Genomic DNA, 16048 nt, shown 5'->3' with positions numbered 1-16048 from the left:
GCACGTGACAGAGCCGACCACCATCCAGGTCCGCACCGCCGACCCGTACCCGGTGATCATCGGACGCGGGCTGCTCGGCGATCTCGTCGAGGCGGTCACCGCGGGCAACGCCGTGCGGACCGTGGCGATCTTCCATCAGCCGCCACTGGCCGAGACCGCCGAGGTCGTGCGGAAAGCGCTGGCCGACACCGGGATCGACGCGCACCGCATCGAGATCCCCGACGCCGAAGACGGCAAGGACCTGGCCGTGGCCGGGTTCTGCTGGGAGGTGCTCGGCCGGATCGGGCTCACCCGCAACGACGCCATCGTGAGCCTCGGCGGTGGCGCGGCCACCGACCTGGCCGGCTTCGTCGCCGCCACCTGGATGCGCGGGGTGCGCATCGTGCACGTGCCGACCACGCTGCTGGCGATGGTCGACGCCGCGGTCGGCGGCAAGACCGGCATCAACACCGAGGCGGGCAAGAACCTCGTCGGCAGCTTCCACGAGCCGAGCGCCGTCCTGGTCGACCTGGCCACCCTGGAGACGGTGCCGCGCAACGAGATCGTCGCGGGCATGGCCGAGATCATCAAAGCCGGTTTCATCGCCGACCCGGTGATCCTGGATCTCATCGAGGCCGACCCGGAGGCCGCGCTCGATCCCACCGGTGACGTGCTGCCGGAGCTGATCCGGCGCGCCATCCAGGTCAAGGCCGATGTCGTGGCGGCCGACCTCAAGGAGTCGAGCCTGCGCGAGATCCTCAACTACGGCCACACGCTGGGCCACGCCGTGGAGCGCCGCGAACGCTACCGCTGGCGCCACGGCGCCGCCGTCTCCGTCGGCCTGGTGTTCGCGGCCGAGCTGGGCAGGCTGGCCGGCCGTCTCGACGACGCCACCGCCGACCGGCACCGCACCATCCTGGAGAGCGTCGGACTGCCGGTCAGCTACGACGGTGACGCGCTCCCGCAGCTGATGGACGCCATGCAGACCGACAAGAAGACCCGCTCGGGCGTGCTGCGGTTCGTGGTGCTCGACGGGCTGGCCAAGCCGGGCAGGCTCGAGGGTCCCGATCCGTCGCTGCTGGCCGCGGCCTACTCGGCGATCGCGCGTGAGGCCTCCACCGGCGGCCCGATTCTGCTCTGACACGGCACTGTGCCCGGCGAGCGGTCCTCGCCGGGCACAGTATCGGTGGACTCAGACGACCGGCGCGAACTCCGGCTGGGTCTGGGGTGCGGTGGCGGTGGATTCGGGGGTGCGCCGCGCCCGTCGACGACCGAGGGCGACGCCCGCCATCGCGGGCAGGAACACCAGCAGCAGGATGAACGACGCCGCCGAGGTCAGTTCGAACAGCGCACCGGCTTCGCCGAGTTCGATGCCGGGCACCTGATCGAGGACCAGGCACACGGCCCCGCTCGCGAGGCCGGCGACGGCCCCGGCCGCCAGCCAGCGCACGGTGAGATCGGTGGCGGCGCCCGCCTGGCCGTCGCGCATTCCCCAGGCGACCACGACACCCACGATCACGGCGAGGCAGGCCACCCGCCAGATCGTGCCGTAGGTCGGCGCGAACGCCATCGCGACGGCGAGCAGCAACCGTAAGCCGACGACCAGCGCGCCCAGGACAGTGGCTCGTAACACCCAAGCGGTCATGAGCAACACCTTAACCGGAAAAAACTAGAACAGGTATCAATTCCACCGGATCGGGCGATTCCCGGAGGCGCCGGGACGGTCAGTTCGACGGCACCCAGAGGTCGTACCTGCCGCTACCGTCGGTCCGCGCTTCACAACGCGCCCGATCACTCCACAGCGGCGCGTCCTTCAGACAGCTCGCCAGCGAGACGTTCGATGCCGACGCCACGCAGGTGAACCCCCAGGACGGTTGCGGCGAGGCACAACCCCCTTGCGCCGAGGCCGGACCCCCGACAACGATCGCCGAGGCGACAACCGACAGCACCATGACCACGATTCGACCGAACACAGCCAATCCCTCCCCTAGATTGCGTTGGGCACCAGGGTAATACGACGCTCAGGCCGACGGAAGGGTCTCGTCGAGCGCGGCCGCCATCGCGGCGCGCGGTGCGGGCTGCCCGGTGAACAGCTCGACCTGACCGTAGGCCTGGTTGAGCAGCATCTGCAGACCGCTGACGACGGTGTGCCCGGCCGCGGCCACCGCCGCGGCCAGCGGGGTCGGCCACGGGTTGTAGATCGCGTCGAGCACCACCGGGGCCGCCGCCACCCGGTCCGCGACCGCGGCGGCCGCGTCCGCGGGAATGGTGCTGACCACCGCGCCCGCCGTCGCGCAGACGGCGGCCAGGGCGTCGGCCTCGAAGTCGATCGTGGACACGGCCAGACCCAGGCGTTCGGCGAGCTCCAGCGCGTCGCGGGCCCGTCCGGCGTCGCGCGCGACCACCGTCACCGATTCCGCGCCCAGTTCCGCCAGCGCCAGCAGGGCGGGCCGGGCGGTGCCACCCGCGCCGAGCACCACACCCTCACGCACCCGGTCGACGCCGCCACCGCGCAGCGCGCCGAGCACGCCGTCCACATCGGTGCAGTCGGCCAGCCAACCCGCCTCGGTGCGCACCAGGGTGTTCGCCGAGCCGACCAGGACCGCCCGGTCGGTGCGCGTGTCGGCGTGGGCGAGCGCGGCTTCCTTGCCCGGCATCGTCACCGAGAGCCCGACCCATTCCGGTCCGAGACCGCCGACCAGACCCGGCAGCTGCTCGGCCGAGCACTCGACCCGTTCGTAGGTCCAGTCCAGCCCGAGCGCCCGGTAGGCGGCCAGGTGCAGCTGCGGCGACCGCGAGTGCGCGATCGGCTTGCCGAGCACCGCCGCCTTGCGCGGCTCAGCCACCGTAGGGCTTGGAGCTGTCGAGGATGCCGCTGCGCTGTGCCTGGGCGACCAGCCGCAGGTGTTCGGAGTAGCTCTCGGTGAACAGGGTGGTGCCCTCCTTGTCGACGGTGACGAAGTACAGCCACGCCCCCGGCTCCGGATTCTCCATGGCCCGCAACGCGTCCAGCGACGGGGCCGAGATCGGCGTGACGGGCAGGCCACGCATCGCGTAGGTGTTCCAGGCGGTTTCCCTGGCCCGGTCGGCGTTGGTGGTCGCCACCTCGGTGGTGTCCAGGGTGTAGTTGACCGTCGAGTCGAACTGCAGCATCTGGTCGGCCTTGAGCCGGTTCACGATCACCCTGGCCACTTTGCTCATGTCCTGCGGCTTCGCCTCGCGCTCCACCAGCGACGCGGACACCAGGGTCTGGTACGGCGTCAGGCCCGTGGTGGCGCCGGACTGCAGCAGCCCGGTCGACTCGTAGCGCTCCACACTCGAGGTCACCAGCTGCCGCAGGATCTGCTGCGGGGTCCCGCTGGGATCGAAATCCCAGGTGCCCGCCGCGATCAGGCCCTCCAGCTGCCGGGACCGGTCCGGGGATTCCCGCACGCCCTTCATCGCCCAGTCGGGCACGCCGAGGGCGGCCAGGTCGGTGCTCGCGCCCGCCGCGTCGAGCTGTTCGTAGGTGACGCACTTCTGTTCGGCGCCGATGCAGCTGGCCTGGGCGACCTTGCGGTAGATGCCGTCGTAGCGGCCACCGGTGTTCGCGTCGTGCTTGTCGTGCAGCAGCCGTCCCTCGGAGACGGTGACGTTGCCGACGCGCGACTTCCCACCGACCAGCGTGGAGACGGCGGTGGCCGCCGGGCTGTTCACGCCGATCGCGTAGTACCCGGGCTGCACGTTGTTCATCCCCGAATTGCGTACGGCCGCTTCGTAGAAGGCCTCCCGGCTGGCGACCACTCCGCGCTCGTGCATGGCGCCGGCGATCTGCGACGCGGTGTCACCGGGATGCACCTGGACCACGACCAGGGCACCGGGCGGACCGGCGAAGTCCTCGGCGGGGGCGAACCGGCTCATCAGCTTGTAGCCGGCGAAACCGGCCGCGGAGACGATGAGCACGGCCAGCAGGGCGCCGACCACCCAGAGGTTGCGGCGGCGCCGTTTGCGCTCGGCGGCCTTGCGCGAGGCGATTCGCGACCGCTTGCGTCCCGACGCCGCCTTGCCACGGCCACCGGGCTGCTTGTCGCGACCGGACGGCGCCTTAGCGCGGCCACGATCGGCCTCGGGCCGTCCACCCGCGGCGCGGCCCGCCGGAGCGGCCCGCTGACCGACCCTGCGCGGCGGAGCCACCGGCTCGGGTTCGGGCTCGTCGTCGTAGTGCTCGTCCTCGTAGCGCGGGATGACGTTGGTGTCGTCATCGTCGTCCCAGCCCGCGGGACCGGCCTGCTGCGGCTCCTCGCGCGCCTCCCGGGCGTCCAGACCCCAGTCGTCGCGGCGGGGATAGCGCCGATCAGCTTCCCGCGCCCGGTAGCGTTCCTCGGCCCTGGCCCATCGGTCGGTCATGCATCGTCTCCGACCACGCTCGCGTCTGCTGCGTCCTTCAACACCGAACTCCGCTCGTCCAACCATCCTTGCAGAATCGACACGGCTGCCGCCTGATCGATCACCTGCCGCTGGCCACGTGCGCGAACTCCGCTGTCGCGCAGCGCACGTGCAGCAGACACCGTAGTCAAACGTTCGTCGGAAAGGCGTATCGGAATCGGGTCGATCACCCGGCGCAACTCCCGGGCAAACCGACGCGCGATCCCCGCCGCCGTGCCGTTTTCACCGCGCAGGGTACGCGGCAGCCCGATGATCACCTCGACGGCTTCGTACTCCCGCACAATGTCGGCAATTCTCGCGATGTCGGCGGGCGGACCCGCCGCGCGCCCGCCGGACTTCGACGGCTTGGCGCGCGGCACGGTCTCCACCGGAGTGGCGAGGATTCCGTCGGGGTCGCTCGAGGCGACCCCGATCCGGACGCTGCCGACGTCGATCGCGATCCGGCGGCCCCGGCCGGGGTCGGTGGCCGGATCCGGTCGGTCGGCCGGTTCCTGGTCGGCTGGACCTGCGGTCGGTGGCATCAGCCGGCGAGTTCGGCCACCCGGGCACGGACCGCGGCCAGACCGGCCGGGATACCCGACGGATCCGAACCGGAGCCCTGCGCCATCTCCGGCTTGCCGCCACCGCGACCGGCGATGCTCGGGCCGAAGCTGGCCACCAGGTCACCCGCCTTGAAGCCGAGATCCTGGGCGGCCTTGTTGACCGACACCACGAACGGGGCCTTGCCGTCGGTGTTGCCGAGCAGCACGACCACCGCGGCGTCGCTGCCGAACCGGCCGCGGATATCGGTGGCCAGGGTGCGCAGATCGCCCGCGGCGACGCCCTCGGGCGCGGCGGCCGCGACCAGAAGGACCGAGCCGATCCGCTCGGCCTGCTCGACGAACGTGCCCGCCGAGGACAGCACCGCGGCGATCTTGGTGCGCTCGAGTTCCTTCTCGGCCACCTTGAGCCGCTCCACGAGCTGCTCGACGCGACCGGGCACCTCGTCCGACGGCACCTTCAGCGAGGACGCGACACCGGCCAGCAGCGCGCGCTCCTTGGCCAGGTACTTGTAGGAGTCCAGGCCGACGAACGCCTCGACGCGGCGCACGCCGGAACCGACCGAGGACTCACCGAGCACGGTGATCGGGCCGATCTGCGAGGAGTGCTCGACGTGCGTGCCACCGCACAGCTCCATCGAGAACGGGCCGCCGATCTCCACGACGCGCACCTCGTCGCCGTAGTTCTCGCCGAAGAGGGCCATCGCGCCCATCTCCTTGGCCTTGGGCAGGTCGGTGACGAAGGTGTTCACCGGGAAGTCGGCGCCGACCGCGTCGTTGGAGACGGCCTCGATGTCGGCCTTCTGCTGCTCCGACAGCGCGCCCTGCCAGTTGAAGTCGAACCGCAGGTAGCCGGGCTTGTTCAGCGAACCGGCCTGCACAGCGTTGGGGCCGAGCACCTGGCGCAGCGCGGCGTGCACCATGTGCGTGCCGGAGTGGCCCTGGGTGGCGCCCCGGCGCCAGGCCGGATCGGCCTGCGCGAGCACGACATCGCCCTCGGTGATCTGGCCCTGCTCGACGGTGGCCTTGTGTACCCACAGCTTCTTGGCGATCTTCTGCACGTCGTTGATGCGCAGCTTCAGGCCCGAGGCGGTGATGGTGCCACGGTCGGCGATCTGACCGCCGGACTCGGCGTACATCGGGCTGCGGTCGAGGATGACCTCGACATCGGACCCGGCCTGCGCGGCGGGCACCCGCACGCCGTCGGCGATCAGGGCCAGCACGTTCGCCTCGGAGGTGAGCTCGTCGAAGCCGGTGAACTCGGTGGCACCGCGGTCGACGAGTTCCTTGTAGACGGTCAGGTCGGCGTGCGCGTGCTTGCGGGCCTGGGCGTCGTCCTTGGCGCGCTTGCGCTGCTCGGCCATGAGCGAGCGGAAACCCTCCTCGTCCACCGACAGGCCCGCCTCGGCGGCCATCTCGAGGGTGAGGTCGATCGGGAAGCCGTAGGTGTCGTGCAGCGCGAAGGCGTCCGACCCGGTGATCTGCTTGCCGCCCTTGGACTTCACCGCGGTCGCGGCGTTGTCGAAGAGGGTCTCGCCGGTGTTGAGGGTCTTCAGGAAGGCCGTCTCCTCGCCCACCGCGACGGTCTCGATCCGGCCGAAGTCGGTGGCCAGCTCCGGGTAGGAGGGCGACATCAGGTCGGAGACGACCTTCATCAGCTCGCCCATCACCGGCTTCTCGGCGCCGAGCAGGCGGGCCGAGCGCACGATGCGGCGCAGCAGGCGGCGCAGCACGTAGCCGCGGCCGTCGTTGCCGGGGTTCACGCCGTCGGCGATGAGCATCGCGGCGGTGCGAGCGTGGTCGGCGATCACGCGGAAGCGCACGTCGTCGGTGTGCTCGACGCCGTAGGAGCGGCCGGTGAGCTGCTCGGCCTTGTCGATGATCGGGCGCATCAGGTCGGTCTCGTAGACGTTGTCTACGCCCTGGAGCAGGAACGCCACCCGCTCGACACCCATGCCGGTGTCGATGTTCTGCTTGGGCAGCGGGCCGAGGATCTCGAAGTTGTCCTTGCCGATCCCGGCCCCGCGCTCGTTCTGCATGAACACGAGATTCCAGATCTCGATGTAGCGGTCCTCGTCGGCCTCGGGGCCGCCCTCGACGCCGTACTCGGGGCCGCGGTCGTAGTAGATCTCCGAGCACGGGCCACAGGGGCCGGGGATGCCCATCGACCAGTAGTTGTCGGCCATGCCGCGACGCTGGATGCGGTCGGCGGGCACGCCCATCTCGAGCCACATCCGCTCGGCCTCGTCGTCGTCGAGGTAGACGGTGACCCACAGGCGCTCGGGGTCGAAGCCGTAGCCGCCGTCGGCGACGCTGCTGGTGAGCAGCGTCCAGGCCAGGGTGATGGCCTCACGCTTGAAGTAGTCGCCGAAGCTGAAGTTGCCCGCCATCTGGAAGAAGGTGTTGTGGCGGGTGGTGATGCCGACGTTCTCGATGTCGAGGGTGCGCACGCACTTCTGCACGCTCGTCGCGGTGGCGTACGGCGGGGTCTGCTGACCGAGGAAGTACGGCACGAACTGGACCATGCCTGCGTTGACGAACAGCAGGTTGGGGTCGGCCAGGATCAGCGAGGCACTGGGCACCTCGGTGTGTCCGGCACGGACGAAATGGTCCAGGAAACGCCGTCTAATCTCGTGGGTCTGCACAGCTGTCCAGCTTACCGCCTGCATTCCGCGGGTTTTGCGCCGGAGTCGGTGGTCTCGGCGACAATCCGGACGTGACCAAGACCGAGCGGCTCTACGCCCTCGCCGAAGAGCTGCGCGCCTACAGTCCGCGGCCGCGCACCGCACGTCAGCTGGCCGCCCGCTTCGAGGTGTCGACCCGCACGATCGAACGGGATCTGGCCGCGCTGCAACAGTCCGGGCTGCCGATCCGGACGGTGCCCGGCCGCGCGGGCGGCTACGCCCTCGACCGGCACCGCACCCTGGCGCCGGTCAGCCTGACCGCGGCGGAGGCGACCGCGCTGGCCGTCGCGCTGCCCCGGCTGGCGGGCACCCCGTTCGCGGCGGCCGCGCTGTCGGCGGTGCACAAGGTGGTGGCGGTGCTGCCCGAGCAGGACCGGCTGCGGGCGACGGCGCTGGTCGACCGGGTGCGCTTCTTCCCGGTCGCACCCGCGCCCGTCCTCTCCCCCGCGATGCTGGACGCCATGGTCGGCCGGCGGGTGCTACGGCTCGAGTACCTCGACCGGCTCGGGGCTCCCACCGAACGCGACGTCGAGCCGCTGGCCTTCGTGGCGGGCAGCGAGCACTGGTTCCTCTACGCCTGGTGCCGGATGCGCTCGGGGCTGCGCGGATTCCGGCTCGATCGGGTGGTGCGCGCGCAGATGCTCGACGACACGGCGCCCGACCGGGGCATCGACCTGTCGACCGTTCCGACCAGCGATGGGCGGCTGATCGATGTGATGTCGATCACCGACACACCGTTGTCGCGGACGGACTGAAGTCTGGGGACACAGGCCGCCGCCGGGGCGGCCCTTCGCCAGGGAGCAGGCCATGACCACCACCGCATCGACCACCGCAGACCAGCTCGCCGCCCGCTGGACCGAGCTCTGGAATACCGACCCCGCCATTGCGCACGAGGTGCTCACCGACGACTTCCGGATTCGATTCGCCGCCCCCACCCGGGAATTCACCGACGCCCTGCGCGGCCCCACCGACCTGGCCGACTTCGTCACCGGGTTCCGGGCGCAGCGGCCGGACGTGCGCTTCGTGGTCGACTCGGCCGCGAGTGCGGAACTCGATGCCGAGGGCTCCGGGATCTTCGCGGTCCGGTGGCATTCGGAACGGGCGGGGAACCCCGAGCACGGCGGTATCGATCTGATGGAGGCCGTCGCGGGCAGGTTGCACCGGATCTGGTCGGTCGGCGGGACGGCACTGTTCGCCGTCGACTGAGTCGGCGACGCACGCTGGACCGCCACTGCCCCGCTCTTCGCGGTCGGACTAGCTCCCGCGGACGATGCGGCGCAGCTTGGTGACCCGCGGACCGACTTCGCGCTCGAAGCCGTGATCGGTCGGCTCGTAGTAGTCGGTGCCGACCAGATCGTCGGGCGGGTACTGCTGCGCGAGCACACCGTCACGGGCGTCGTGCGGGAACTTGTAGCCCTGCGCGTTGCCGAGCGCGGCGGCCCCGGCGTAGTGGCCGTCGCGCAGATGCGGGGGCACCGCACCCGCTTTGCCCGCGGCGATATCGGCCATGGCCGCGCCCAGCGCCGAGGTCACCGCGCCGGACTTCGGCGCGGTGGCCAGATGGATGGTGGCCTGGGCCAGGGCCAGTTTCGCCTCGGGCAGGCCGACCAGTTGCACCACCTGGGCGGCGGCCGTGGCGGTCTGCAGGGCCATCGGATCGGCCATCCCGATGTCCTCGCTGGCGTGGATCATCAGGCGGCGGGCGATGAAACGGGGGTCCTCGCCCGCGGTGAGCATGCGCGCCAGGTAGTGCAGGGCGGCATCGACATCGGAGCCGCGGATGGACTTGATGAAGGCGCTGATCACGTCGTAGTGCTGATCGCCCGCGCGGTCGTAGCGGACGGCGGCCTTGTCGACGCTGGCCTCCACCAACGCCACGTCGACGACGCCGTCGAGCGACGATTCGGCCGAGGCCTCCAGCGCGGTCAGCGCGCGGCGCGCGTCGCCGCCCGCGATCCGGACGAGGTGCTCGAGCGCGTCCTCGGCGACGGTGTACTGCCCGTCGAGCCCGCGCGGGTCGGCGATCGCGCGGTCGAGGACCTGGCGGATGTCGTCGGGCGTGAGCGACTGCAACTGCAGCACCAGCGACCGCGACAGCAGCGGCGACACCACCGAGAACGACGGGTTCTCGGTGGTCGCGCCGACCAGCAGCACGATCCGGTTCTCGACCGCGGCCAGCAGCGCGTCCTGCTGGGTCTTGGAGAAGCGGTGCACCTCGTCGATGAACAGGACGGTCTGTTCGCCCACCGTCAGCCTGCGCCGCGCCACGTCGATGACGGCACGGACCTCTTTGACGCCCGCGGACAGCGCCGACAGCGCCTCGAAGCGGCGACCGGTGGCCTGGGACAACAGCGAGGCCAGGGTGGTCTTGCCGGTGCCCGGCGGGCCGTAGAGCAGGACCGAGGCCGCGCCGGAGCCCTCGACCAGGCGGCGCAGCGGCGAGCCCGGCCCGAGCAGGTGCTGCTGGCCGATCACCTCGTCGAGTGACAACGGCCGCATCCGGACCGCCAGTGGCGCACCGGAGTCGCGCCGGATCACCGCGTCGAGACCGTGCTCGGGCGCGGCGGGTTCTCCGGGCACGTCGAACAGGCTCTCGCTCACGTCTGGCAGGGTACCGAGGCGGTCGGACAGGTCCGCGGCGGCGGAGGCGACCCGACGCGGAATTGAACGATTGACCAACTTTACGAACAGGACTTGCGCGTCACCCCGTCGGTGGGATGAGATCGCTCCTCGTGGTCGAAAACAACGGCGTCATCACCTCCGCGACAGGGCAGTTCGCCCGGCGCACCCTGTTCAAAGGCGGGACGGCGGCGGCCGCGGTGGTGGTACTGAGTACCGCGACGGCGCACGCGGCGGGCGCGGTGTTCCGCCACGGCGTCGCCTCCGGCGACCCGCTGCCCGGCGCGGTGATCCTGTGGACCCGGGTCAGCGTCGCCGAGGACGCGGTCCCCGGCTCCGGCCTCGGCGCCCCCGCGACCGTCCGTTGGGAGATCTCCGCGCACGAGTCCTTCGCCGGTATCGCCGCCTCGGGCACCGTGACCGCGACCGCCGACGCCGACCACACCGTCAAGGTCGACGCGACCGGCCTGGCACCGGCCACCGACTACTACTACCGCTTCACCGCCCTCGGCGAGACCTCGCCGGTCGGCCGCACCCGCACCGCGCCCGCGGCCGACAGCGAGGTCGACCGCCTGCGCCTGGGCCTGGTCTCCTGCTCCAACTGGGAAGCAGGCTGGTTCGGGTCCTACCGGCACCTGGCCGCCCGCACCGACCTCGACGCGGTCGTGCACCTGGGCGACTACATCTACGAGTACGCGCGCGGCAAGTACACCGGCCGCAACGGCGCGGTGCGCGCCCACGATCCGGTGAACGAGATCGTCAGCCTGGCCGACTACCGGACCCGGCACGGCCAGTACAAGACCGACCCCGATCTGCTGGCGCTGCACGCGTCGGTGCCGTTCATCTGCACCTGGGACGACCACGAGTCGGCCGACAACTCCTGGCGCGAGGGCTCGGAGAACCACGATCCCGCCGTGCACGGTCCGTGGAGCGCCCGCCGGGCCGCCTCCGCGCAGGCCTACCTGGAGTGGATGCCGGTGCGCGCCGCCCGTACCGGCACCGAGGTGCAGATCTATCGCCGGCTGCGGTTCGGCACCCTGGCCGAGCTGTCGATGCTGGATCTGCGCAGCTACCGCGACCACGAGGCGGGCCCCGGCGCCGGCTGGCGGCAGGCCGACGACCCGGCCCGCACCATCACCGGCCGCGCCCAGATGGACTGGCTGACCGCGGGTCTGAGCTCCTCACCCGCGCAATGGAAGCTGATCGGCAACTCGGTGATGATCGCGCCGCTGGTGTTCCCGCCGCTCGAACCCGCCACCACCCAGGCGATCACCGAGGCGATCGGCGTGCCGCAGGGCGGCCTGACCGTCAACGGCGACCAGTGGGACGGCTACACCGCCGACCGGCGCACCCTGTTCCGCACCATCGCCGACAACACCGTGGGCGACGTCGTGTTCCTCACCGGCGACATCCACACCTCCTGGGCCGCGGACCTGCCGCTCGACGCCGCGAACTATCCGGGCGGGCCGACCGTGGGCGCGGAGTTCGTCGTCCCCTCGGTCACCTCGTCCAGCGTCGGCGACATGCTGAAGGTGCCGAACCGGACCGTCTCGGTGCCCGCCGAGGAGGCCATCAAGGCGGCCAACCATCACCTGCGCTACACCGAGCTCGACTCGCACGGCTTCGGCGTGCTCGAGGTGACCCCGACGCAGACGCAGATGGACTGGTTCTACGTCCTCGATGTCACCGACCCCGCGACCGGGCTGCGGCACGGCGCCTCGTTCGCGGTGCCCGCGGGCGGGCGGCTGGAACCCCGGGCCACTCCGGTGCACTGACCCGGAAATCGGCGCAGAATTCTTCGGACAGGCTGTCGATCGCGGCCTCGGTCGCTCGTCGGGTGAGTACGGCTACCCGACGAGCGGGCAGCCCGGATCCGAAGGAGCACCGTCATGAGCCAGTACCTGGTCCTGATCTACGGCGACGAAGCCACCTACGCCGCCATGTCCCCCGCCGAACTCGGTGACATGCTGACCGCGCACCGCGCCTTCCAGCAGCTCGCCGGCGACGCCAACCTCGGCGGCAACGCGCTGCAGCCCACCGTCACCGCCACCTCGATCCGCCACGACGCCGGCGGCGAGGTCGTCATCACCGACGGCCCCTTCGCCGAGGCGAAGGAAGCGCTCGGCGGCTACTACCTGATCGAGGCGCCGGATCTGGACGCCGCCATCGCGATCGCCGCGCAGGTGCCCGCGCCGACCGGTGGCGTCGAAGTGCGCCCGCTCCAGGTCTTCCCGCAGCCGTGACCACGACGGCGGCCGCGGCCGTCGAGCAGGCGCACCGTCGCGAATGGGCCTTCGTGCTCGCCGCGACGGTGCGGCTGGTCCGCGATTTCGACCTGGCCGAGGAATGCGTCCAGGACGCGTACGCGACGGCCCTGACCGCCTGGGCGAGTGACGGCGTTCCGGCCAGACCGGGCGCCTGGCTGACCACGGTCGCCCGGCGCCGCGGCCTCGACCTGCTGCGCCGGGACAGCACCTTCCGCCGGGCACTGCCCGAGCTGGTCGTCGACGAACCGGCCGACGACACCGCCGACCTCGCGCTGGCCGCCCTGGCCGACCCGACGATCCCCGACGACCGGCTCCGGCTGATCAGCACCTGCTGCCACCCGGCGCTCGCGCCGCAGGCTCAGATCGCGTTGACGCTGCGGCTCGTCTGCGGCGTCACCACCGCCGAGGTGGCGCGCGCGTTCCTGGTCAGCGAGCCGACCATGGCGGCGCGGATCACCAGGGCCAAGAAGAAGATCGCCGTCGCGGGCATTCCGTACCGGGTGCCGTCGGTGCGGGAGCTGCCCCAGCGCCTCGACGCGATCTGCGCGGTCATCCACCTGCTGTTCACCACCGGCCACACCGCGCCGGCGGGCGACCGCCTGGTGCGTGCCGATCTCGTCGAACGCGCGCTGCAACTCGCGCGGATGATGCGCGCGCTGGTCCCCGACGACCCGTCGGTCACCGGGCTGCTGGCGCTGATCCTGCTCACCGACGCCCGCCGCGCCGCCCGGGTCGACGCGGCGGGCGAGCTGCGCACACTCGAATACCAGGACCGCGCCCGCTGGGACCGCGCGGCGATCACCGAGGGCATCGCGCTGGTGAAACAGGCACTGCCGCACGTGGATCGGTACACGGTGCAGGCCGCGATCGCCGCCGTACACGACGAAGCACCCAGCTGGGCCGAGACCGACTGGGCCGAGATCATCGGCCTGTACCGGCTGTTGCTGCGGGTGTGGCCGTCACCGGTCGCCAGGCTCAACTACGCGATCGCGGTCGGCCTCGGCGGCGACCCGGAGCGGGCGCTCGCGCTGCTGGGGCCGCTCGGCGCGGAGCCCGCCCTGGCGACCTACGGCTACCTCGACGCGGCGCGGGCGGCCTTCCTGGCCGAGGTGGGCCGGGTCGAGGAGGCCGTCGCCGCCTACGAAGCCGCGCTGCTGCTCACCGACAACACGGTCGAGCGCACGCACCTCCGTGGCAAGCTGGCCGCACTGATCACCTGAGTGAAGTCGCGGGCCCCCCGGCGGTGCGCCGCAACCGGAGCGCGCCCAGGCCACCGCGGAGCCGACGGCTGATGCCGCTGGTGACTGCGCGCGGATCAGGCGCCCTCGGCCGCCAGCGCGCGCTTCCACTCGCGGAAACCTTCCTCGGTGCGGCCGCGCCGCCAGTACCCGGAGACCGACAGCCACTTCGGCGCCACCTGGCGTTCCTTGCGCAGGTAGGGGCGCAGCTGCCGCATGACGGACTCCGCCTCGCCGTGCACGAACGCGTGGACCTGGCCGGGCAGCCATTCGGCCGCGCGTACCGCCGCCACCAGCGGCGCGTGTTCCCCGGCGAGATCGTCGGGGATCCGGTCCGAGGACACGCCGCGGTGCACCCAGTGCAGGCGCAGGTCGGCGGGCGAGGTGAGCGCGATCTCGTCCTCCGGGCCGCCCACCTCGACGAACACCTGCGCGGGCGCGCCCGCGGGCAGCGCCTCGAGCGCGGCGGCGATGGCGGGCAACGCCGACTCGTCCCCGGCGAACAGGTACCACTCGGCCGCCGGATCGGGCGCGAACGCACCGCCGGGGCCGTTCAGCCGGAACCGCGCGCCCGGCTCGACCGAGCGCGCCCACGGACCCGCGATGCCCTCGTCGCCGTGCACCACGAAGTCGATGCTGATCTCGTTGCGCGCGGGATCGAAGGATCGCACGGTGTAGGTGCGCAGCACCGGCTGGCTCTCCGGGCCCAGCGTCGCGCGCACGGTGTCGAGATCGAACGGCTCCGGGTACTCGACCCCGGGCGGCGGGAAGATCAGCTTCACGTAGGCGTCGGTGAAGACGTTCGGGGTGAATCCGTCGGCGGTGCCGACGATCCGCACCAGGTGCGGGGTCAACCATTGCTTGCGGACGACGGTGACGGTAACCGGTTTCGGCACTGCTGCTCCCAACTCCTCGGACCCTCGCCGACGGTACTCCCGTCGGCGAGGGAAGTGGGGAGCCTGCGCCGCGCGGCTACTCCGACCAGCGCTCTTCCAGCATCGCCGACACCTGCTCGGCGAAATCGCCGACCGCGTCGTCGCCGGTGACACGCGCGTCCTCGGCCAGCGCCGACCAGCGATTGATCAGCGCCTCCGAGCGCGGTACGGACAGACCGTGTTCGCGCGCGGTGGCGATGCGGGTGTGATCGGCGGGCAGGAACCAGTACGTCGACAGCCACACCCAGATCAGCCGGGCCTCGAGGATCCGCTCGGCGAGCACGGTGTCGTCGGCCAGCGACGGCCACACGCCGACCACGGCCGAGCGCCAGGCCTCGACCATTTCCCTGGCACGGCTGCGCGAGAGCTCGAAATCGCACAGGCACCCCGGGAACGAGACCAGCGCGTAGGCGATATCGAGGGTGGCGTCGCGGAAGCCGCCCCACTCGTAGTCGAGGAAGCGGGCGCCCTCGTCGTTCATGATCACGTTGTCGGGGCACAGATCCGACGGGCTGAACGCGCGGTAGCGGCCACCGGTGAACAGGCGGTTGCCGTGCACGATCCGCTCGGCGATCTCCCCCGGCACCTCGATGCCCAGTTCGGTCTCGAGCAGACCCGGCACATCGGCGATCGCGGCGTGGGCCTGCTGGGCGATCCCGTCGACGCGATGCACCGAGTCGACCCGGCGCATCAGCGCGACGAAGTCGGGCTCGCGCCCCACGGTCGCGGCGTGCATCCGGCCCAGCGCCTGCGCGAACGCCATCAGCGCGTTGCGGGTGCCCGGCTCGGCGCGGGTCTGTAGCACCGAGGTGAGCAGCGCGTTGTCGCCCAGATCGGAGAGCACCAGCAGCCGGTCGGGCACGCTGTGCGCGATCAAGTAGGCGCCGGGGCGCTGTTCGCGGCTGAGCGCGGTGGTGAACTGGTAGGACACCGCCTCGCGCAGGAATGCCGCGTCGATGCTGGCGACTCCGGGCGCCAAGCCACCGGTGCGGCGGTCCTGTGCGGAACCGCGCACCTGCTTCACGATCAGCGTGCGCGGCAACGAAAATGCGTTCTCCGCAACACGCACGCGTAGGACTGTCGTCCTACCACTGCCGCTGAGCTCCATCGGATCGCTCAGCTTCACCGGAGCACCCATTCGCTTTGTGAGCAACTGTTGTGCTGCGGACACGACGTCGGCGGCGCGTTCGGCCAATAGTGCGGTCATCGCCTCTCAAGCTACTCGTACCTGGTCACTTCTAGCGAGCGGTTACACAACCTTTCCGCGTCGCTCGGCGTGTTGGCACCGTGGTTGCGCGAGTGTCACTGTTCGCTTGACACACCCGACTGTCGTCGGGTTTTCTCATCGTCAACTGCAGTGCG

14 protein-coding genes are annotated in these 16048 nt (G+C 71.3%); 6 read left to right on the top strand and 8 right to left on the bottom strand.

Annotated elements, in window-relative coordinates:
• Nucleotides 1-4: 4 nt before the first annotated feature.
• The gene (aroB, locus tag AB0H54_RS12175; protein ID WP_218717161.1) at nt 5-1120 is read left to right on the top strand and encodes a 3-dehydroquinate synthase; all 1116 of its coding nucleotides are present in this window, start codon (nt 5-7) and stop codon (nt 1118-1120) included.
• 51 nt (nt 1121-1171) lie between these two features.
• On the opposite strand, the gene AB0H54_RS12170 is transcribed toward aroB, so the two are convergent.
• The 5 genes from AB0H54_RS12170 to alaS form a co-directional block, all read right to left on the bottom strand.
• Nucleotides 1172-1624, bottom strand: coding sequence for a B-4DMT family transporter (locus AB0H54_RS12170; protein ID WP_355281430.1), 453 nt, complete (start codon nt 1622-1624; stop codon nt 1172-1174).
• Between the two features lie 376 nt (nt 1625-2000).
• Nucleotides 2001-2825, bottom strand: coding sequence for a shikimate dehydrogenase (locus tag AB0H54_RS12165; protein ID WP_357345047.1), 825 nt, complete (start codon nt 2823-2825; stop codon nt 2001-2003).
• Nucleotides 2818-4365 carry an endolytic transglycosylase MltG gene (gene mltG, locus AB0H54_RS12160; protein WP_357345045.1) on the bottom strand — a complete coding sequence of 516 codons (1548 nt, stop codon included), beginning with the start codon at nt 4363-4365 and terminating at the stop codon, nt 2818-2820. The genes AB0H54_RS12165 and mltG overlap by 8 nt, the downstream gene beginning before the upstream one ends.
• Nucleotides 4362-4925: a Holliday junction resolvase RuvX gene (gene ruvX / locus AB0H54_RS12155; protein WP_355281438.1), complete on the bottom strand. Its 564-nt coding sequence runs from the start codon at nt 4923-4925 to the stop codon at nt 4362-4364. Before ruvX ends, mltG begins: the two co-directional genes overlap by 4 nt.
• On the bottom strand, nt 4925-7588 hold the full coding sequence (gene alaS / locus AB0H54_RS12150; protein ID WP_355281441.1) for an alanine--tRNA ligase: 2664 nt from the start codon (nt 7586-7588) through the stop codon (nt 4925-4927). Before alaS ends, ruvX begins: the two co-directional genes overlap by 1 nt.
• Nucleotides 7589-7659: 71 nt before the next feature.
• Between alaS and AB0H54_RS12145 the strand changes: the two genes are divergently transcribed.
• Nucleotides 7660-8382, top strand: coding sequence for a WYL domain-containing protein (locus tag AB0H54_RS12145; protein WP_357345043.1), 723 nt, complete (start codon nt 7660-7662; stop codon nt 8380-8382).
• 52 nt (nt 8383-8434) lie between these two features.
• Nucleotides 8435-8833: a hypothetical protein gene (locus AB0H54_RS12140; protein ID WP_357345041.1), complete on the top strand. Its 399-nt coding sequence runs from the start codon at nt 8435-8437 to the stop codon at nt 8831-8833.
• Between the two features lie 48 nt (nt 8834-8881).
• Here AB0H54_RS12140 and AB0H54_RS12135 read toward each other — a convergent pair whose 3' ends face one another.
• The gene (locus AB0H54_RS12135) at nt 8882-10228 is read right to left on the bottom strand and encodes a replication-associated recombination protein A (RefSeq protein WP_357345039.1); all 1347 of its coding nucleotides are present in this window, start codon (nt 10226-10228) and stop codon (nt 8882-8884) included.
• Nucleotides 10229-10344: 116 nt separating this feature from the next.
• Here AB0H54_RS12135 and AB0H54_RS12130 point away from each other — a divergent pair, with 116 nt between their 5' ends.
• From AB0H54_RS12130 to AB0H54_RS12120, 3 genes are all read left to right on the top strand, one after another.
• Nucleotides 10345-12021: an alkaline phosphatase D family protein gene (locus AB0H54_RS12130; RefSeq protein ID WP_357345037.1), complete on the top strand. Its 1677-nt coding sequence runs from the start codon at nt 10345-10347 to the stop codon at nt 12019-12021.
• A 114-nt stretch (nt 12022-12135) separates the two neighbouring features.
• The gene (locus AB0H54_RS12125; protein ID WP_355281451.1) at nt 12136-12489 is read left to right on the top strand and encodes a YciI family protein; all 354 of its coding nucleotides are present in this window, start codon (nt 12136-12138) and stop codon (nt 12487-12489) included.
• Entirely contained in the window at nt 12486-13733 is a 1248-nt protein-coding gene (locus AB0H54_RS12120; protein WP_357345035.1) for a DUF6596 domain-containing protein, read from the top strand. Before AB0H54_RS12125 ends, AB0H54_RS12120 begins: the two co-directional genes overlap by 4 nt.
• 95 nt (nt 13734-13828) lie before the next feature.
• Here AB0H54_RS12120 and AB0H54_RS12115 read toward each other — a convergent pair whose 3' ends face one another.
• Both AB0H54_RS12115 and AB0H54_RS12110 read right to left on the bottom strand, forming a co-directional pair.
• The gene (locus AB0H54_RS12115) at nt 13829-14647 is read right to left on the bottom strand and encodes a siderophore-interacting protein (RefSeq protein ID WP_357345033.1); all 819 of its coding nucleotides are present in this window, start codon (nt 14645-14647) and stop codon (nt 13829-13831) included.
• A gap of 76 nt (nt 14648-14723) precedes the next feature.
• Nucleotides 14724-15893: a kinase gene (locus tag AB0H54_RS12110; RefSeq protein WP_355281459.1), complete on the bottom strand. Its 1170-nt coding sequence runs from the start codon at nt 15891-15893 to the stop codon at nt 14724-14726.
• Between the last annotated feature and the right edge of the window lie 155 nt (nt 15894-16048).

Origin of the sequence: Nocardia sp. NPDC050718, from assembly GCF_040654235.1 — a bacterium.
Classification (GTDB): domain Bacteria; phylum Actinomycetota; class Actinomycetes; order Mycobacteriales; family Mycobacteriaceae; genus Nocardia.
The sequence above is the reverse complement of the archived record's forward strand: the minus strand, read 5'-3'. Positions and strand labels throughout refer to the sequence as shown.

Excerpts from the sequence above, each read along its gene's own strand:
- AB0H54_RS12130 (WP_357345037.1), top strand. The coding sequence starts at position 10,345 with ATGAGATCGCTCCTCGTGGTCGAAAACAACGGCGTCATCACCTCCGCG.
- AB0H54_RS12125 (WP_355281451.1), top strand. The coding sequence starts at position 12,136 with ATGAGCCAGTACCTGGTCCTGATCTACGGCGACGAAGCCACCTACGCC.
- AB0H54_RS12140 (WP_357345041.1), top strand. The coding sequence starts at position 8,435 with ATGACCACCACCGCATCGACCACCGCAGACCAGCTCGCCGCCCGCTGG.
- mltG (WP_357345045.1), bottom strand. The coding sequence starts at position 4,365 with ATGACCGACCGATGGGCCAGGGCCGAGGAACGCTACCGGGCGCGGGAA.
- ruvX (WP_355281438.1), bottom strand. The coding sequence starts at position 4,925 with ATGCCACCGACCGCAGGTCCAGCCGACCAGGAACCGGCCGACCGACCG.
- AB0H54_RS12110 (WP_355281459.1), bottom strand. The coding sequence starts at position 15,893 with ATGACCGCACTATTGGCCGAACGCGCCGCCGACGTCGTGTCCGCAGCA.
- AB0H54_RS12170 (WP_355281430.1), bottom strand. The coding sequence starts at position 1,624 with ATGACCGCTTGGGTGTTACGAGCCACTGTCCTGGGCGCGCTGGTCGTC.